At 70.9% G+C, this 17,903-nt stretch carries 14 protein-coding genes and 1 pseudogene; 8 read left to right on the top strand and 7 right to left on the bottom strand.

Annotated features, from left to right (window positions below; genetic code table 11):
- Window positions 1-126: 126 nt before the first annotated feature.
- A complete protein-coding gene (locus tag ACIGEZ_RS24115) occupies window positions 127-453 on the bottom strand; it encodes a DUF1048 domain-containing protein (RefSeq protein WP_399834364.1) in 327 nt (108 codons plus the stop codon).
- A gap of 1 nt (window position 454) precedes the next feature.
- A pseudogene (locus tag ACIGEZ_RS24110) lies at window positions 455-790 on the bottom strand (DUF1048 domain-containing protein); the annotation flags it as partial.
- 271 nt (window positions 791-1,061) lie between these two features.
- Between ACIGEZ_RS24110 and ACIGEZ_RS24105 the strand changes: the two are divergent.
- From ACIGEZ_RS24105 to ACIGEZ_RS24090, 4 genes are all read left to right on the top strand, one after another.
- Complete coding sequence (locus ACIGEZ_RS24105) at window positions 1,062-1,523, top strand: hypothetical protein (RefSeq protein WP_399834362.1); 462 nt, start codon at window positions 1,062-1,064, stop codon at window positions 1,521-1,523.
- 12 nt (window positions 1,524-1,535) lie between these two features.
- Window positions 1,536-3,773 carry a DUF6571 family protein gene (locus tag ACIGEZ_RS24100; protein WP_399834360.1) on the top strand — a complete coding sequence of 746 codons (2,238 nt, stop codon included), beginning with the start codon at window positions 1,536-1,538 and terminating at the stop codon, window positions 3,771-3,773.
- Window positions 3,774-3,776: 3 nt separating this feature from the next.
- A complete protein-coding gene (locus ACIGEZ_RS24095) occupies window positions 3,777-4,346 on the top strand; it encodes a hypothetical protein (protein WP_399834358.1) in 570 nt (189 codons plus the stop codon).
- A gap of 137 nt (window positions 4,347-4,483) precedes the next feature.
- The gene (locus ACIGEZ_RS24090; protein WP_399834356.1) at window positions 4,484-4,978 is read left to right on the top strand and encodes a hypothetical protein; all 495 of its coding nucleotides are present in this window, start codon (window positions 4,484-4,486) and stop codon (window positions 4,976-4,978) included.
- A gap of 758 nt (window positions 4,979-5,736) precedes the next feature.
- Here the strand turns inward: ACIGEZ_RS24090 and ACIGEZ_RS24085 are convergent.
- A complete protein-coding gene (locus tag ACIGEZ_RS24085) occupies window positions 5,737-6,657 on the bottom strand; it encodes a hypothetical protein (protein ID WP_399834354.1) in 921 nt (306 codons plus the stop codon).
- Window positions 6,658-6,808: 151 nt separating this feature from the next.
- On the opposite strand from ACIGEZ_RS24085, the gene ACIGEZ_RS24080 reads away from it, so the two are divergent.
- The 3 genes from ACIGEZ_RS24080 to ACIGEZ_RS24070 are packed head-to-tail and all read left to right on the top strand — an operon-like array spanning window position 6,809 to window position 10,718.
- A complete protein-coding gene (locus tag ACIGEZ_RS24080) occupies window positions 6,809-7,138 on the top strand; it encodes a hypothetical protein (protein ID WP_399834352.1) in 330 nt (109 codons plus the stop codon).
- A 32-nt stretch (window positions 7,139-7,170) separates the two neighbouring features.
- Entirely contained in the window at window positions 7,171-8,346 is a 1,176-nt protein-coding gene (locus ACIGEZ_RS24075) for a hypothetical protein (RefSeq protein WP_399834350.1), read from the top strand.
- A complete protein-coding gene (locus tag ACIGEZ_RS24070) occupies window positions 8,343-10,718 on the top strand; it encodes a lanthionine synthetase LanC family protein (protein WP_399834348.1) in 2,376 nt (791 codons plus the stop codon). Before ACIGEZ_RS24075 ends, ACIGEZ_RS24070 begins: the two co-directional genes overlap by 4 nt.
- Before the next feature lie 26 nt (window positions 10,719-10,744).
- On the opposite strand, the gene ACIGEZ_RS24065 is transcribed toward ACIGEZ_RS24070, so the two are convergent.
- The 4 genes from ACIGEZ_RS24065 to ACIGEZ_RS24050 all read right to left on the bottom strand — a co-directional run bounded on the left by ACIGEZ_RS24065 (window position 10,745) and on the right by ACIGEZ_RS24050 (window position 15,084).
- On the bottom strand, window positions 10,745-11,107 hold the full coding sequence (locus tag ACIGEZ_RS24065; protein WP_399834346.1) for a hypothetical protein: 363 nt from the start codon (window positions 11,105-11,107) through the stop codon (window positions 10,745-10,747).
- Window positions 11,085-12,635: an amidase gene (locus tag ACIGEZ_RS24060; protein WP_399834344.1), complete on the bottom strand. Its 1,551-nt coding sequence runs from the start codon at window positions 12,633-12,635 to the stop codon at window positions 11,085-11,087. Before ACIGEZ_RS24060 ends, ACIGEZ_RS24065 begins: the two co-directional genes overlap by 23 nt.
- Window positions 12,632-13,648, bottom strand: a complete 1,017-nt coding sequence (locus ACIGEZ_RS24055; protein WP_399834342.1) for an NAD(P)H-dependent flavin oxidoreductase — start codon at window positions 13,646-13,648, stop codon at window positions 12,632-12,634. The genes ACIGEZ_RS24060 and ACIGEZ_RS24055 overlap by 4 nt, the downstream gene beginning before the upstream one ends.
- Window positions 13,649-13,809: 161 nt before the next feature.
- Window positions 13,810-15,084 carry an NAD(P)/FAD-dependent oxidoreductase gene (locus tag ACIGEZ_RS24050; RefSeq protein WP_399834341.1) on the bottom strand — a complete coding sequence of 425 codons (1,275 nt, stop codon included), beginning with the start codon at window positions 15,082-15,084 and terminating at the stop codon, window positions 13,810-13,812.
- A 122-nt stretch (window positions 15,085-15,206) separates the two neighbouring features.
- Between ACIGEZ_RS24050 and ACIGEZ_RS24045 the strand changes: the two genes are divergently transcribed.
- A complete protein-coding gene (locus tag ACIGEZ_RS24045) occupies window positions 15,207-17,849 on the top strand; it encodes an ATP-binding protein (RefSeq protein ID WP_399834339.1) in 2,643 nt (880 codons plus the stop codon).
- Window positions 17,850-17,903: the final 54 nt, after the last annotated feature.

Here is a 17,903-nt window from a genome sequence, read left to right as displayed (position 1 = left end):
CTCGGCGGGCAGGATCTGCGGCGGCTTCCGGCGGCCTGTCGACTCCGGGCCCATTCGCGCTGCGACGCCGAAGCGAACGAACCGCGCGTGCGGGCCACTGCGCCCGCTGGATTGAGGCGAGGGGCGCTACTCGTCGGCCGTGCCGGCTTGCCCGCTGATGGACTCCTGGTAGACGTCCGCGTAGGTGCGTGAGTCCTTGACCAGGTCGTCGCAGAACGCGGCGACGTCGTCGCCGATGAGTTCCAAGACGCCCTTGCCCGAGGCAACGCCCTCCTCGAAGAAGTCGACGATCCCGGGGAGCAGGGGGCCGTCGGGCAGATCGACCGGTCCGACCTTGAAGAAGTACTTCTCCATCTCCTTGTAGACGATCCGGTAGTCCGGCGGGAGCGCCTTGACCCGAGCCTTGTGCGCCCGCCACTGCTTCTTGCCCTCGATGATGTCCTGGATGCCCATGTCAGCCTCCCAGCCGGCTCAGTTTCCTTGCGACGTTCCTGTTCAACTGCTGGCGCCAGCGGTCGCGATAGGTTCGGGCCCCTTCCCCGCCGGCCAGCGCCGCGCAGAAGCCCCCGATGTCGTCGCCGAGGGCCTCGTGGACGCTCTGCCGGTCCGCCGCCGTCTCTTCGAGCAGACCCAGGGCGGCGTCGAGGATCGGCATCAGGTTGCGGCCGGTGAGGTCCCCGTGGGGGAAGAGGTGGCCCTTGATCTGCTCCCACGCCGCGCGGTGGTCGTCGGGCAGGGCCTCGGCCCGGGCCTCGAACGCCTTCCACTCCCTGGTGAGATCGCTGCCTGAGGAACGTGAACATGGCGGCGACCACGAGCGGTACGACGACGAAGTTCGCCAGGGCGGCCGCCAGGAAGCGGCCGCCGCGGAGGGGCGGAGCGGCTCGGCGGCGGGCACCTGGAGCACCACGGTCAGGTCGGCCTCGGACGCCGCCACGGCGCTGGGCGCCGGGGCGTAAAGAACCCGTACGGATGATCGATCGAATATCGCCGGCCGTGGATCGCATGGGTAGCGTGGCGCGCCGGGCAGTCTTGCGATCAAGGACACGGGGGTGTCGACGATGTCGTTCGATGACGAGTGGGCCGCGGAGAAGGCGGCCGTCGCCATGAGACTGAACAAGGCGGACAGTGCCGGTGGTTCGACTCCAGCGAAGGGATCGGCCGACTATGTGGTCGAGGACGACGACCTCGGCGAGATCGGGCACGCCGCCTACGGGCTGTTCAACGGCTTAGAACCGGCGGGCAAGCACGCGAACACGGCGAGCGAGACTGCGGGAACCAGCCTGAAGGGCGACGGATTCGACTCCGGTGCGGCCCTCACGGAGGTGAACAGGACCTGGGGGACACAGGTCAAGACTCTCCTCCAGGCATGCGCGCACATCTCCAACCACCTTGACTACACCAAGAAGTCGACCAAGGCCGACGACGACTGGATCGCGGCGCAACTACGCATCGTCGGCCCCGTCGTGCCGGGCGGTGAAGGTGCCGTGTCCGCCTCCCAGATCGACAAGTACTTCCGGTAAGGAGCCGCAGCCGTGCCCACTTTCGAGCAGCTCCTCAACGCGAAGCTCGCCCCGATGGACACCGCGGCGACGCAGTGGACCGAGATGATCGCGAAGCTGACGCAACTCAAGACCGACGCGTCGGCCATGAAGACGAAGGCTGACAAGTCCACCTGGCGTGGTGAGAACGCCTCCGTCACCAAGGAGTTCGTCGCCAAGACGGCCAAGGAGTTCGGCGACGCCGTCACCGAGGCCGAGTCCGTACGCGACCTCCTCCAGGACGCCCACACTCTGCTCAAGTCCGCCCAGGACGACCTCAAGACCACGTACGAGAACCCTCCGCCGGGCATCACCATCTACCCGAACGGTGTGCTCAGCCACCGCGTCCACCCTGACCGTCGGTCGAAGGACAGCACCGAACCCGTCGCCACCGAGGCTCAGTTCGAGGCTCTGCGCGGCAAGATTGAAGGCATCCTGACACGCGCGGCCGAGGCCGACGAGCTGTGCGCCTGGGGGCTGCGCGCGCTGGTCAAGAACCACCCCAACGACTTCGGCAGCACCGACATCGGCGGTGTCGCCGAGGCCAAGAAGCTGCGCGAGGAGGAGAAGCAGCAGACCGAGAACGGCCGCGAGGCCGCCAAGCTGTACGCCCGCTGGGAGTACCTCGACGACAAGGAGCGCGAGCGGCTGCTCACGCTGGTCGAGGGCGGCAAGAACTCGCCCGCGTTCTCGGCCGAGCTGATGACGAAGCTCAGCTACAACGGCCGCGACGGCCAGGAAGCCGTCCTGCTGCTGGCCGGCAGCATGGAACACGGTGGCCGAGACGGCTCGCTCTCCGCCACCGACGCCCGCCTCTACAAGGCGTTCTCCGGCAGCCTCGCCACCGCCACCGGCCCCGACTCCCCGCTCGGCTCCCCGGGCGGGATGACCTCGGCCTGGACGGACCGCCTCATCGGTCTCGCCCGCAACGGCAACGACCTGCCGAACCGGCACCCCGGGCAGCTGAGCGGCGGGGCGACGGGACTGAGCACGCTGACGAAGCTGATGGCGGCGGACTCCGGCGACAGCCCGTACGACCCGAAGGACCCGAAGTCCTCCCCGTTCGACAAGGACAAGGACGACCCCGTCTACAGCGAGGCCTTCCTCACGGAGGTCGCCGACATCATCCGCGAATGGGAGACGAACACCGACGACCCGTACGACGGGTACATGAAGAACTGGCAGGGCACGCAGGAGGACCCGATGAAGGGCCTGCTGAACGCCATGAGCCGCAACCCCTCCGCGGCCACCTCGTACTTCGACCCGAACACCACCGACAACCTCAAGTACTTCCTGGACGACCGGAAGTGGCCCGGCGCAGACGTCGAGGGCAAGATGCCCGAGGAGCTGCAGCAGAGCTCGGCCCGCGCCGAGTTCGGTGCGGCGATCGAGGCCGCGGCCACCGGCCGTGCGCCGGGCAGCCCGCTGCACGCCATCCCGGCTCATCACGACGCCGCGGAGGCCGCGATCTTCGAGCGGATGGTCGGCGAGTACGCGAAGGACCTGGAGGGAAACCAGAGCGCCGTACCGGTCTCCCTGCGCCGGCCCATGGCCGACATCGTCGCCGACTACTCCTCGGACGTGCACCAGATCCTGGGCAAGACGCTGGATGGGCCGTCGGAGTTCAACAACCTCGACATCAAGGAGGGCGACCTCACCCGGCTCATCCGGTCCACCGCCGAGGATCCGAAGGCCTTCGCCGTCATCCATCAGTCGCAGAGCACAGTCATCGCCGACGGCCTCGCCCGGTTCCCGGAGGATTCCTTCCGCCAGGAGGACAAGGAGCTGCAGGCCTGGATCAAGCAGTCCTCGTCGGTCCTCGGCCACCTCGACGGCGTGCGCGGTGACGTCATCTACGACATGGGCCAGGCTCAGAAGGACACCAACGGCTGGAACAAGATGATCAACTACCACGCCATCGGCGCGCCCTTCACCATCATCCCCGGCGTCGGGGACGTCATTCAGCGCTCGATCGACGTCGGTACCGCCGCGTACATGAACGACCTGAACGCCCAGGTGGACGCCGATACCCGCAGGGACCTGGCCAAGCACTTCGAGAACGGCGAGAACCAGATGTACGCCATGATGCGAGACGTGGCGAAGCAGCGCGGCCTCACGGACGAGGAGCTGGACGCGACCCCCGGTTGGTACGAGGACGGCCTCCAGGCGACCGCCGAGCAGTGGTACCAGACCGGCATCGGCGACGCCACCAAGAAGATGGGACAGCCGTAGACCATGGACAAGAAGTGGCTGCCTCTGACCATCGTGCTGGGCGTCGCTGGGGCGGCCGTCGTCACGGCGTCGGTCTGGCCCGACGCGGAGAAGCCTCCACCGCCCAAGAGCCTGTGCCACGGGATGCTCGGCCGGGAGACGGCGGAGCTGATCGACGACGGCAAAGGCGGCGAGGTCAGCGCGGAGGAGTGGGAGCGGAAGGGCAAGGGCGACTACGCGGTGTTCAAGGAGTGCAGCGTGCTGCGCGCCAACCCGGACAGCGACCATCCCCGAGGGATCTTCAAACTGATCATCCAGGACACCCGGAGCGCCCCCGGCCGCAAGAAGGACTCCGCCTCCCTCGGCCCCGGCTACACCGGCTGGGCACTCCCCGACCGGGCCGAGGTCGCCCTCCCCGCCGGCTGCGCTGCCCGCATGGGCTCGACCGCCCCGTACATCACCGTCGAACTCCTCGCCCCCTCCCAGGCGGAGGAGAAGAAACTCATCGACCGGGACACCGCGATCCGCAACAGTGCGGCCGTGGTGCGGGAAGCCGCCGCCAACCTCGCCAAGCGGTCCGGCTGCGAAGCGTAGGGGCCGGCCTCAGCGGGCGCCGCCCGCTGGGTTCGGCTGGCTGTTTCGGAGCATGTCCTCGCAGACGTTGGAGGTTTTGAAGCACATGCGGAGCGCGGGAGCCTGGGTGGCGTTCATCGGCGTTGTGCAGGCAGCCGGTGAGTGAGGAGCCGGTCTTCGTCAGGAGCAAGTGGGGGACCAGCCGGTACGTCTACAACCACCGCAACCCGGTCGGACTCGCGCTCATCGTCCTCACGCCGCTCATCGCGCTCGGCGGGCTGTTCGGCATGCAGGCCGAGTCGACGTGGAGTGAGAGCGAACTCCGAGATGCCGTCCGCGAGGGTGTCGCGGACCTGGAAGGCAAGCAGCACTACACGAGTCTGGAGAGCGACCGTGGCTTCCTGATCGCGGACGCGATCCGGGAGAGCGGCATCGGGCCGGGCTACGGCGTCGACACGCACAAGGACGAGGGCGGCGGGTACACCGTCAGCACCGTGGACACGGAAACGGAGTACTGCGTCCGCATCACCCTGACCCTGGACAAACAGCCTCCCGTCGTCCTTCCGGGAGCCGAGGACCAACCGCCCCCCGACCCGGGCATGCTCGCCTTCTACCGCTCCGATGCGGAATCCAGTGAGGGCTCTTGCCGCTGACCTAGGGACCTTTCTTCCAGCCGCTCCCAACCGCTCTATCGACCCGAGGAGACTGCTCGAGTCGCGTACCCCGGGGGCCGTCACCGGTGCGGCGCCCGCCGCTGCGGTACGGCCGTCGGACGTTGAGGAACGGGGGCTGGCCGCGCTGCACGGGTGGGTGCGGGCTCGGCGACGAGGGTCGTGGCGGTGGAGGCGAGTTCGGCGAGCAGGCTTCCATCCACGCCGGCGGACAGGCGGATCGTCCAGGCTGCGTGGTCGAGGTCTTCTCCGCCGTGGGATCGCCCACGGAGGCACAGGACTGACGGCCGATGAGGCATGTCCGGATGTGAGAGAACCCCGTCATTGCAGGCATGCGCGGCGGGCGAAATGATCGAGCCCTTGCCCGCACCGCATCGCGTCGTCATCACAGCCTTCCCTGGAGTGGAACTCCTGGATGTCACCGGTCCGGCCGAGTTGTTCTCGGTGGCCGCACGCATCGGAGGTGCCTGCCGCCGGGGCTACCAGGTGGAGATCGCCACGGCCGACGGTGGTGCGTGCACCACCTCCGCGGGAGTCCGTCTGCTGGCCGATCTGCTGCTGGACGAGGTGGTGGGGCGCGTGGACACCCTGCTGGTGTCCGGTGCGGTCACCCTCACGGAGGGCGGCGGGGCCGAAGCGGTCGGGCCTTTCGTGCGTCCGGTCGTGGTGGGCGCAGGTCGAGTCCGTGGAGTGCCGACGCGGCCGGTGGGTGAGCCGGCAGCGTGCCGAGGGCCCAAGAGTCACCCGATCACCTTCAGTAGCCGCTTGGACAGGCTTCCGAAAGCCCGAGGGAGGCGCTGTGGTCCGGAGGGGAAGAACGCGGCGCAGCTCGTCAGGAAAGTCTCGGGGTCTCCTGACGCATCGGCATGCAGCGCTTCGGTGAAGCAGCGGGCGCGGGCGGCCCATGGGCTCGTCGCGTCTGCGTTCGGCCAAGGGAAAGCGGCAACCACCTGGTCGAGGGCCTCGAGGTCGAGCCTCGGCAGGACCGCGAGGGCCTGGTCCGTCAACTCCCAGCGTGCCTCGTCGTCCAGCAGGTCGGGCTCGCTGGCGTACTCGAGGTGCGGATGGGGCCAGAAACGGCGATCCGCCGTGTCGATCAGGTTCAGCAACTGGGCCAGTGCGACCGAACTCGCTTGCCCATGGCCTGCACCGACTCGTACGCGCTCGGTGTTGCAGGCGATGTGGATGCGGCGGCCCTCGACAGGATAGTTCCAGGAATCGCGCAGCTCCCGGCATCGATCGAGCGCGAGCAGCATCGAGGAGACCGCCGCGTCGGTCCGGCCGGAGGAGAAGTACACGAATCCCTCGGCCGCGCGGAGGAACGAGTCGGCCAGCACGAACGCCTCCCTGCTGGTCTTCCCCCGAGTCAGCATTTCTCTCGCGTGGGCCACCAAGGAGCCACCGTCGTGGATCCGGCCGGTCCGGCAGAGCGCGAGGCCCCTCTCGCGCGTGCCGGCGATCGACTCCAACAGGCGGCCCTCGCCTTCGGTCAGATCGCGCTTCATCCGTTCCGCGTAGTCGGCCGAGATGCCGGCGTCGGCATCCCGGCCGGGCAACGTGGGGCGCGCGATTCCGTGAGCCAGCGCCTCAACCGCTGCCCGCAGCAGATCAGGCGGCAGCGCGGCGTCGATACGAACAGCAGACGGATCCGGCTGTGTCATGGCGAGACAGGCTCCAGACAAGGGTCCGGTGCGACCGGGGTGCGCGCCCTGTGGTGCATTGAAGTGATTTGCTGGCAATCACCGGCAAACGCGTAAATCATGTGGTTCTGTATACCGTGTCCGATCTGATTTCACTTGAGGAGGATGGGTCGTGCGCTTTCTGTTCAAGGACCTGATGATCACCGTGGTGGACGTCGCCGGTCCGCACTGTGGGGGTTGCTCGGTCATCTCGTGCGACCTGCCCACCGTCGATTGCGGTGGCGTCACCTGTGGCATCACGTCGGTGATCCAGCGGGAAGAGTTCGACGCGATGAAGCTCGAGCTGGATCAAGCCCTTCAGATCGTCCGCGCCACAGCCGACGTGGAGTTGCAGACCCGCCTCGCGCCCGAGACGGTCGAAGAGGCCGATGAGCTCGAGCAGAAGCTCACCGCGGCCCTCGAAGCGGTGCGGAATGCGAAGGCGGAGCTCGAGAAGAGCTGAGAGTGCTGCCCAGCGGTCTGAGGACTCGGTGCGTGAACGGCAGAACCGGAGTCGATGTGGGCGAGCCGGCGAGCGAGCGGCGCCTCTACCGGTCGAATCCGCGATACGTCCTGCGGGGACTGGACGATCTCGATCCCTCCCAGCGTCAGGCGGTGGCCGGCTCTTCGTCCCGCCCGACCGTGGCCGGACTACTCCTTCCGGCCGGCGCCGAGCACGGCACGATCAAGGCCGTCAGTCAGTCGATGGCGAGACTGTTCGAGCAACTCGCTGCGCCGTGCTGGTTGCCCTCGCCCACGTGGCCCGCTCTCTCCGCCGAGGAGCTCGGCGACCTCGTCGGCGCCGAGGTGCTCGAAGTCCAGGTCGCAGACCGGTTCGTGACCGGTGTCGAAGCGCTCGCCGAACTGGCCCCCGGCCGGCCCGCCCCACCCGTCGGCCGCCTCGCAGCCCTGTCATCTGACGCGATCGCCTACGCGGAGTCGCTTCACCTCGACGCTCAGGCCGACATCGCCGCGAGGCTGTACGCGTTCCACCGGGTGGCCATCCGCCCCGCGTGGCGCACCACCGAGTACGGCGACGCCTTCCGCACGAGGATGAATCGTGCGATGCCACACGGCCTGGGGAGCGGTCCACGATGGGTCGAGGGCCCGCACCGCCCATGGCGCACCTGCCGGCGCCGTGACGTCCAGGCACGGGCCGGGCAGCCGACTCTCAAGCTCTACATCAGCCCCACCCCGGACCATTTGGCGGACACCGTGGCCGCCGCGGTCCCGCTGCTCGCGGAGGCTCCGGGCGTCATCGGCTGGAAGGTGGCCGACACCGTCGGCGTCATGGTTCGTCCCGACAAGTTCGTGGTCTATCTCGCATCCGAACGGGCACTGCGAGACCTGGCCGGTGAACTTTCGCCGGTCCTGGCCGGAACCGGCGTACACGGCGTTCCGTTCACCTGTGAGAGCGGCCTCGACGGTCTCCTCTCCTGGGGGCTCGACCCCGTGCCATCGCCGGACGGGCCCCATGTACTCGTGGACAGCTGGCGGACCTGGGTCACCGCGCGACTCGCCGGCGGGCTGGTGCAGGCACGGCGTGCCGGGCTGACCGGCCGGCAGGCGCACTCCGCCGCGCTGCAGCGTGCACGAGCCGCGGGGGTCGACCCCTCCACATGGCAACCGACTTCGGAACCCGTCCGCGCGTGTGAAGGGAGCGCCCTGTGAAGGTGACCACCGACAGGCTGGTTCTCCCGGCCGACGTCACATTGGCTCCCATCGAGGACTTCGACTCCGCCGGACTCGCCGGTCTGGATGTCGGCGAGGGAGACTGGCTCGTCACGCGGCTGGGTTCGCGCGCGCGATCCATGGTCGTGTCCCAGGATCTGGCAGAGCTATTCCTGGGCTTTCGCACTCCCCGCACGATCCCCGACGTCATCGGACGGTACGCCGGGGCGCACGCGCTCGACCCGCGTGACGTCCTCGACGCGTCCTGGCCGGTTCTCACGCGATTCCTCCATGCCAAGTGGCTGGTCCATGAGGACTCGTACCTGAGTCGTGAGCTGGCGCCCTGGTACGCACCGGCGACCTCACTCATGGGTCACACGGTCGAGTCCTGCGTGCACATCACCGACGACACGCAGGTCTACCGCGCGCGCACGGCCACAGGCGGGCTCTGCGCCATCAAGGTGGTCGACGCCACGAGCAGCCGCTGTGTCGCCGCGCTGGAGCGGGAAGGACGCATTCTCCAACGCCTGGAGGGCTCCCCGAGCCCCCGCTTTCTGGGGCTGGGCCATGAGGGGGGACGCCGTCTTCTGGCCATGGAATGGTGCGAGGGCGCGGACGTCACCAAAGCAGTCGCTCCCGTCGGCGGTGCCGGCGACTCACGCCAGGCGACGCGCGACGTCCTCGTCGCGGTTCTGTCCGCGTACGCGACCCTGCATGATCGGCAGGTGCTCCACGGCGACGTACACCCGGGAAACCTGCTGGTCGACGCCGAAGGAAGGGTCAGGATCCTCGACTTCGGGCTCGCTCGGCTGCTGGACGAGCCCGACACCCCAACCTGCCGTGGAGGTGCGCCTGAGTATTTCGACCCGGACTACGCCAGAGCCGCACGCGCGGGCGGGCCCCCGCCTTCCGTCACCGCCGAGTCCGAGCAGTACGCGCTGGGAGCCCTCTGCTACCGGGTGGCGGCCGGCCGGGACTACGTGCGCTTCGCCCCTGAGGCGGACCGGTTCCACGAGCAGATCGTGCTGACACCACCCCTGTCGTTTTCCGAGGCGGGTGTCGCCTCGTGGCCGGAGTTGGAGAGCGTGCTCCGCCGGTCGTTGTCCAAGTCCGCGAACGCGCGGTTCCCCTCGGTGACCGCGATGGCCACGGCGGTGTCGTGCGTGAGGATCGATGAGCGACCCGCCAGGCGGTCCGTGCTCCCGGCCATCACCCGCGCGGATCGCCTGATCCAGAGCGTCGGCGAGCTGGTCGACCCGAACCACGGTCTCTTCGCCGCCGGACCCGCGACCGGTCCGCGGGCGACGTTCACGAACGGCGCTGCGGGAATCGCCTACTACCTTCTGCGCCTGGCCCTGCTCGGAGGCGACCCCGCGCCGCTCGCCGCGGCCGACCAGTGGGCGGAGCGCGCCGCGACGTTGGCCCGCGAACCGCGCGGTCTGTACGACGAGAGCGCGGGCGTCGGACGGGACGTCGTCGGCTCCGTTTCTCCCTACCACACCCGTTCAGGTGTCGAATGGGTCCGAGGCATGGTCTCCCACGCCCGTGGCGACACACGGACCCTCGTCGTGGCCGCACGCGCCTACCTCGAGTTCATGGACCGGCCGGACCACGGAGTGGACCCCACCTTCGGAACCCCCAGCCTGCTCGCCGGCTGCTCGCACCTCGTCAGGAGCCTGCGAGAGGCCGATTTCCCGGATGACGCGACGGCGTCCGTGCTCGAGCAACTGACAAGCCGCGGCAACGCGTTCGCCGATCATGTGCATCGGCATGCCCTCCGGGGCGCAAGCGCCGCCCACCGCCCATCTCCCCCGTACACCGGTGCCGCGCACGGGTCGGCCGGGCTGCTGTACACGCTCATGACGTGGTGGCAGGTCGCGAACCGCGACGTGGACGACGATGCCGTGAGGCATCTCGCCGAGCTGGCGAACCTTGGGGTACGCCACGGGCGGGGACTGCGGTGGCCCATGCGAACCGACGAGGCGAAGCCGTCGTACATGAACAGCTGGTGCCACGGATCTCCCGGCCACGCGTACCTGTGGAACGCTGCGCACCGTCTCCTGGGCGACGTCGGCTACCGGGACATCGCCACCGCGGCGGCGTTCGCCACTGTCGACGACCGGGGACCGAACACCTCGCTGTGCTGCGGTCAGGCCGGACACGTCTTCGCCCTGCTGAACATGTACCGCTTCACCCAGGAGCGCGCATGGCTCACGCTCGCCTCCGAACGACTGCACAGCGCTCTCGTCGGCCGGGAGTCCATGCCGCCGGTCGGGTGGAGCCACAGCCTTTTCCGCGGCGATGTCGGGCTGGCCCTTGCGGCGGTCGAGCTCGAATGTCCCGAAGACGCGAGATTCCCGCTCTTCGAATGACGCCCGGTCGTCGCTGATCGTGCGGGTCAGCCCTGTGCCTTGATGTGGTCGAGGACGGCGGTGAAGGCTTCGGTGGGGGAGAAGTCCACGTATTCACAGTCCTCGAGTGCCACGGGGGCGTGCCCGGGCGGCCAGTAGAAGGCCTGGCCCGCTTCGTAGATCTCCTCACCGTCCTTCGTCACCATCTTCAGCCGCCCCTTGAGCATGTAGCCCCAGTGAGGGCAGGCGCAGAGGCCGTCGGGCAGGCCGGTCAGGGCAGGCCTCATATCGGTGCCCTGCGGAAACCGGACGAAGGCCACGGACAGGTCCTCCCCCATCGCTCGCGTACGGAGTTCGACACCTCCGCCTTCGATCACGACCGGTGTGTCATCCCGCGTCGTCGCCGTCATGGCCGTCTCCGTTCGCTGGGGCTACAGGGGGTCCTTCCTCCAGGCTGGCCCTCGCGGCCGGATCGTGCCACGTCGGCGTCGTGGGTCGGTCCGGGCGGCGGTCGGCCCAGGGGCGGGCGCGTTCGAGCTGGGCTGCGAGGCGCAGGAGGGTCGCCTCGTCGCCGACGCGGCCGAGGAAGTGGACGCCGATGGGCAGGCCGGCGCCGGACCAGTACAGGGGTACGGACATGGCGGGGGCGCCGGTGATGTTGGCGACGACGGCGGGGAAGGCGACGAAGGGGGCGCTCCGCTCGGCGGCGCGCAGTGGTTGGTCCTCGGTGGAGGTCATCTCGCCCAGGAGGAGCGGTGGTTGGGCGAGAGTCGGTGTGAGCCAGGTGTCGAAGCGGCCGAGGAACCGGGCGGTGGTGCGGGCGAAGCGCTGGAGTGTGGTGACGGCGAGGAGGTAGTCGCCGCCGGTGAGGCGCAGGCCGTGTTCCCAGTACGCCCGGGTGAGGGGTTCGAGCTCGTCGGGGCGGGGTTCGCGGCCGAGTTCGCGGATCCAGTAGGCGAGGATCCAGGACAAGGTGCCGCCGTATACGGTGCCGATGGCGTCGCCGACGTCCGGTGTGAGGCCGGGCAGTTCGGCTTCGACGAGTTCGTGGCCCAGCCCGGCCAGGAGCCCGAGGGCGTCGTCCAGGGCCGCGAGGCAGTCGGCGTGCACGGGGTGGCCCTCCGCCGGGCGCCTGCTGAACGCGATCCGCAGTCGCCCCGGTTCGCGGCGTACCTGGTCGGCGAACGGTCCCGGCGCGCTCGGGGCCGGGTAGGGGTCGCCCGGCTCGGGCCCGGCGACGGCGTCCAGCAGGGCGGCGCAGTCCCGTACCGAGCGGGTCAGGGCGTGTTCGCAGGCCCAGCCGCCGAAGGCGTCCCCGTAGGCGGCGCCGAGCGGTACCCGGGCGCGGTTGGGTTTGAGGCCGAACAGGCCGCAGCAGGAGGCAGGGAACCGGAGGGAGCCGCCGACGTCGTTGCCGTGTGCCGCGGGGACCATGCGGGCCGCGACGGCGGCCGCGGATCCGCCGCTGGAGCCGCCGGTGGTCCGGGTGGTGTCCCACGGATTGCGGGTCGGCCCGTACAGGACGGACTCGCAGGTCGGGCTCATGCCGAACTCCGATGTGGCGGTCTTGCCGAGGATGACGAGTCCGGCCGCGCGCAGCCTTCGTACGAGCTCCTGGTCGTGCCGTGAGACGTGGTCGCGCAGGAAGACCGATCCCTCGCGGAGGGGGACGCCCTCCTGCTCGGTGACGAGGTCCTTGAGCAGGTACGGGACTCCCGTGAACGGGCCGTCCGGGAGACCGGCCTTGACCTGGTCCAGGGCCCTCTCGAACGCCGGCGTGACGACCGCGTTCAGCTGCGGGTCGAGGGCTTCGACGCGGGTGACGGCCGCCGTGACGAGGTCCTCGGCGGTGGCTTCTCCGGTACGGACGAGCTGCGCCTGGGCGGTGGCGTCGAGGGCGGTCAGGGCTTCCACGTCTCCGGGGCCGAGGGCCGTCATGACCCCTGGCCGATGGCGCGGGAGGCTGCCGCAAGCGCCGCCTCGGCCTCCCTCACGGTCCGGCTGACGATCTCGCCGGCGGGCAGGATCTCGTGCACGAGGGCGGTCGACTGGCCGGTGAACGGAAGGTACTCCTCGCCGCCGCCGGCAAGGATCGCTGCCATCACGCGAGGCACGGTCTCCGCGGGGTCCACCTGTTCGGGGTGCTCGCGCAGGGCGTCCACCAGGGGGGTGCGAAGGCAGCGCGGCACCCCGGCACTGCCCGGGAGGTTGAACGGCGGCAGGATCCGCTCACTGCCCACGGCCTTCACCGTGTCCGAGGCGGCGGACTCGACGATCCGGCTCTTCCACGCCTGCGACACGCTCATCTCCTCCGACGCGAGGAAGCGTGTCCCCATCAGCACACCCTGTGCGCCCAGTGTCAGCGCCGCGGCCAGGCCACGGCCGTCGGCGATTCCGCCGGCCGCGAGGACGGGGACCTCGCCCGCCATGTCGACGACGTCGGGGACCGTCACCATCGTGCCGACGTCCCCGCCCTGCCCGCCGGCCTCGCCGCCCTGCGCGACGATCACATCCGCTCCGGCCCGGAGAGCCTCGTCGGCCTGCCGGCGGCTGGAGACCTGCTGGATCCAGAGGATGCCGGCGTCGTGCGCCCGGGTGATCAGCTCCGGCGGCACCGCCAGGTGGAAGGAGATCGCTTTCGGCCGCTCCTCGATCGTGGCCTGGAACGCCTCCTCGTCGAGAGGGCGGCTCGTGTGATTGATCGCGAACGGCCGGTCGGTCAGCTGCCGCAGCCGGGCCCACTGCTTCCGCAGTTCCGGAAGGGGGCGCACCGCCGTGCCGAGGCTGCCGAGCCCACCGGCCTGGCACACGGCGGCCGCGAGATCGACCTCGTCCCAGGGGCCGAAGGCCGCGCAGACGATGGGGGCGTCGATACCGAGAAGGCGGCATACGGGGGTGGTCAGCATCAGGACCTCCAGGGGGCTCGCGACAGTCCTGCGGCGAGCGGCCATGGCACGTGCTTCTCCGTCTCATCATCCCGCACGCCGCCGTTCCGGGCCTCGTGGAGGAGCCTGCTCATGATCGGCCGGACCCGCCCGCCGCGTGGACCGCACGCCCGCGCGCGCCGGGGAATGGCCGGAGGCCCGCCGGGAACGGCCGCACGCAGTCGCTGTCAGCGGGGTCCGGCCGGTTGCCGGGCGGGGGCGGCCGGGCCCCTTCCCCGCAGTCTGGGCGCCCGGGATCCGACCGCGGCCCGGATCACGACCTTGGGGTTCAGCAGTACCGATGGGGGCGCTGCCCGCATCGCGAAGAGCGCGAGCCGACGGGAGACGTCCGGGTCGGACACGGCTGCCGTGCGGATCGCCCGCTGGAGCGAGTTGGGCGGCCTGGCGAGTGCCTCCCGCCGGCCCACCGCGTCGTACGCGTCGATGAACCGGTGTGCCCGGCGGTAGCCGCGCAGCGCGCGGTGCAGGTCCCCGCCCTGGGCCAAGGGCTCGGCGGTCGCGTCGGCCAGCCAGGCGGCGCTGCGGAACGCCCAGCCGCAGCCCACGGCCGGAACCGGGTCCGATGAGGTGGCGGCATCGCCGATCAGGGCCAGCCCGGGCCGCGGTGTGGGATCTCGGCGTACGCACGGGTAGTCGGTGGTGCCGACGAGGTTCGACACCCGCCGGGCGCCGCCGAGGGAGGGCCCGTCCGGCAGGCCCCCGACGAACCGGTCGAACGCGGCCTGGCGTTCGGCGGTGAACTCGGGCAGCCGGTCCTTCGCCGGGAAGACACCCACCTGGGTGAGCCCGTCGTCGACACGGATGCAGACGGCGACGTCCCGCCCCACGGGCCAGACCTGGCCGTCGCCGGGGCCGTTCATCGTCGCGCCCTCGTAGTAGGTCCAGAACAGGAAGCGCTCGTTCGGGGCGTGGTCCTCGGGGACCTCGGCGAGCCGGGCGACGGTGGAGTGGTGGCCGTCCGCGCCGACGACCAGCCGGGCGCGGAGTTCGGTGCCCGCGGCCTCGCCGTTCGCGGTGACCACCCCCCGTACGCCGCCGGCGTGGTCCTGGAGGAGGTCGACGACGCGGTGTCCCGGCATGAGGTCCACGCCCGGGGTCGCAGCGGCGATCTCCCGCAGCAGTGGGTCCAGCTTGGCGCGGCGCAGGCTGATCGCCGGCGGAACCGCGCCGGCCGGCCGGGGGACGATCCAGCCGTGCTCCGTCCACACGCCGAGTCCGCTCGTCACGGCCGCACCGTGCGTGACCATGGGCTGCCAGAAATCCATGCGCTGCAGGACATCGTGCGCGCCGCCCAGCACGAAGTGGCCGCACAGTGTCTTGTGCGCCCGGGGGCTGCGATGCCGTTCGACGAGTGCCACCCGCAGCCCGGCCCGGCCGTACGCCGTGGCCGCCGTGCAGCCCGCGATGCTCGCGCCGACAATGATCACGTCGTAGTCGTCCATGACTGCCTCCGCCGCTGCGTTCCGTTCCTTCGGTCATGACGCAGCATGCGCGGCCGGGCCGGCCGCGGACATCGGTAGTGGATACCCAACCTTGTGGCGGCGGCCTGCCTACCATGGACAAGGTGACGGTCGACCCCTGCACGCTCGAGGAGCGGGACGGCGAGATCGTGTCGCTGACCCGCTGGTGGCGTGAGGCATGCGTCGGCACCGGACGGCTGGTTCTCGTCGGCGGTGACGCGGGGGCGGGCAAGACCCTCCTGGTCGAGGAGTTCGGCCGGAGGCTGGGTGACGTGCGCCTGCTCCGTGGCAGCTGCGAACCCCTCACCACGCCGCTCGCGCTCGGTCCGCTCCGCGACATGGCCCACCGCCTGTCGCCGCCGCTGCGCCGGGCACTCACCGGCCCGGCCGATCCGGTGGAGGCACGCCGCCTGATGCTCGACGAGCTGCGGGGCGGCGCCGACCCCACCCTCGTGGTGCTCGACGACGCGCACTGGGCCGACGAGGCCACGCTGGACCTGCTGCGATTCCTGGGCCGCCGCATCGAGTCCTGCCCGGCCATGCTCGTCGTGGTCTACCGGCAGGACGAAGTGGGAGCACGTCACCCCCTGCGCGTCCTGGCCGGGGACCTCGCGGCCCTTCCCGTCGTACGCCGACTGACCGTGCCGATGCTGTCCAAGGCGGCCGTGGCACGGCTCGCGGCGGGAACGGACATCGACCCGGCCGAGCTGTACCGCCGCACGGGCGGCAACGCGTTCTTCGTGACCCAGGTCCTGAGTGACGGCCGGGCCGCCGTTCCCCCCACGGTCCGCGACGCGGTGCTCGCCCGCGCAGCCCGCCTGGAGCCCGGTGCGCGAGAGGCGCTCGATGCCCTCGCCTGTCTCGGGACCCGGGCAGCCCCATGGCTGGTGGAGGCGGTTTCGGGCCGGGCGGCCGACGACCTCGACGCCTGCGTGGACCGCGGGCTGGTCGCCGCCGATGACGGTGCGGTCGCGTTCCGGCACGAGCTGGTCCGTGTCGCGGTCATGGAGGCGATCCCGCCGGGGCGCGCGGCGGCCCTGCACCGGCGCGCACTGGCCGTGCTCGGTGCGCGACCGCCCGGCGAAGTGGAACCGGCGCGGCTCGCCGATCACGCGGAGCGTGCCGGCGACCGGGCCGCCGTGCTCGCCTACGCGCCCCTCGCGGCGCAGCGGGCATCCACGCTGGGGGCCCACACGGAGGCCGCGGCACACCTTCGCCGCGCGCTCGACGCCTCGCCGGGCAGGACGGACGCGGACCGAGCCGGGCTTCTGGAGGAACTCGGCCGGCAGTGTCATCTCGCCGACGACCTCGACGGCGCCCTGCGCGCCCGGCAGGAGGCCGTCGAGGCGTGGCGGGAGGTCGGCGACGACCGTCGGCGGGGCGGGGCACTGGTCGGGCTGGCGATCACCGCGGCGCACCTGGCCAGGGAGATCCCGCTCGGCGAGAAGGCCTGCGACGAGGCACTCGCGCTGCTGGCGGGGCAGCCACCGGGGCCCGAGTACGCACTCGCCTGCGCCATCCGCGCGAAGCTCTCCGGAATGGCGTTCCGCAACACCGACGCGGTCGCCTGGGGCGAGCGGCTCCTCGCCACGGCCGGCGAGGGCACCGGACCGGAACGGGCCCTCGCGCTGCTGTCGATCGGCATCGGCCGCGCCCAGGACGGCGACGTGGCCGGCCTCGACCTGATCGGGGAGGGCGTCCGGCTGGCGCGCCAGGCATCCGCGCACGACCAGGCCGGACTCGGCTACTTCTGGCTTCAGCTGATCTGCGTGACCCGCCGCTGGTACCGCGAAGCCGGGCGATGGTACGGGGAGGCGCTCTCCTTCACCGAGGACCACGGGCAGGAGGTCTGGCGCCAGTGGCTGCGTGCCTTCCGGTCGCGGGCGCTGCTCGACCAGGGCCGGTGGGACGAGGCCGAGGCGCTCGCCTCGGAGGTGCTGCGCACGGCGGGCGTGGACGACGGGCGCAGGATGATCGCCATGGTGGTGCTGGGCCGGCTGCGCGCGCGCCGGGGTGACTCCGATCCCCGTCCCCTGCTGACCCGGGTGCGTTCGGTCATGGTCGCCGCCGAGCCGGTGGTCGGCTGGATCATCGGCTCCACTCCGGCGCTGGCGGAAGCCGCGGCCTACACCGGCGACCTCGATCAGGTACGCACGGTGGTCACGCCCGCCCTGGCCGATGCCGCGGCGCAGGGCGAGCCGTGGTTCCTGGGCGAACTGGCCTACTGGCTCTCGCGCGCCGACGGACCGGCCGCAGTCCCGGCGCGGGCCGCGGAACCGTACCGGCTCCAGCTGTCGGGCCGCCCCCGCGAGTCCGCAGAGCACTGGCAGGAGATCGGCTGCCCCTACGAGGCCGCGCTCGTGCTCGCCGACACCCCGGACGAGGGGATGCTGCGCGAGGCACTCGCGGCCTTCGACCGCCTGGGAGCACGGCCGATGCGCGACATCACAGCCCGCCGCCTGCGCCGGCTCGGGGTGCGCGACATCCCCAGACGCCCGTCCCGCGCTGCCGGCCCGGACGGACTGAGCACCCGCGAGCAGGAGGTGCTCGCCCTCCTGGCCGACGGACTCCGCAACGCCGAGATCGCCGACGGGCTGTTCCTGTCGCGACGCACCGTGGAGCACCACGTCGCCGCCGTGCTGCGCAAGCTCGGGATGGCGAACCGGTCGGAAGCCGCTCGCTACGCCCGGCGAAACGACGTGACCGCGCGGCGGCCTGCCGTGCCCCCGTCCTCCCGGACACCCTGACCGGGCGGCTGGCGTCATCCTTCACCCCGCGACGCCGGGCCGGGAACGCGGCGC

Origin of the sequence: Streptomyces sp. NPDC085481, from assembly GCF_044541845.1 — a bacterium.
Lineage (GTDB): Bacteria > Actinomycetota > Actinomycetes > Streptomycetales > Streptomycetaceae > Streptomyces.
The sequence above is the reverse complement of the archived record's forward strand: the minus strand, read 5'-3'. Positions and strand labels throughout refer to the sequence as shown.

Excerpts from the sequence above, each read along its gene's own strand:
- ACIGEZ_RS24115 (WP_399834364.1), bottom strand. The coding sequence starts at position 453 with ATGGGCATCCAGGACATCATCGAGGGCAAGAAGCAGTGGCGGGCGCAC.
- ACIGEZ_RS24105 (WP_399834362.1), top strand. The coding sequence starts at position 1,062 with ATGTCGTTCGATGACGAGTGGGCCGCGGAGAAGGCGGCCGTCGCCATG.
- ACIGEZ_RS24095 (WP_399834358.1), top strand. The coding sequence starts at position 3,777 with ATGGACAAGAAGTGGCTGCCTCTGACCATCGTGCTGGGCGTCGCTGGG.
- ACIGEZ_RS24085 (WP_399834354.1), bottom strand. The coding sequence starts at position 6,657 with ATGACACAGCCGGATCCGTCTGCTGTTCGTATCGACGCCGCGCTGCCG.
- ACIGEZ_RS24065 (WP_399834346.1), bottom strand. The coding sequence starts at position 11,107 with ATGACGGCGACGACGCGGGATGACACACCGGTCGTGATCGAAGGCGGA.
- ACIGEZ_RS24060 (WP_399834344.1), bottom strand. The coding sequence starts at position 12,635 with ATGACGGCCCTCGGCCCCGGAGACGTGGAAGCCCTGACCGCCCTCGAC.
- ACIGEZ_RS24055 (WP_399834342.1), bottom strand. The coding sequence starts at position 13,648 with ATGGCCGCTCGCCGCAGGACTGTCGCGAGCCCCCTGGAGGTCCTGATG.
- ACIGEZ_RS24050 (WP_399834341.1), bottom strand. The coding sequence starts at position 15,084 with ATGGACGACTACGACGTGATCATTGTCGGCGCGAGCATCGCGGGCTGC.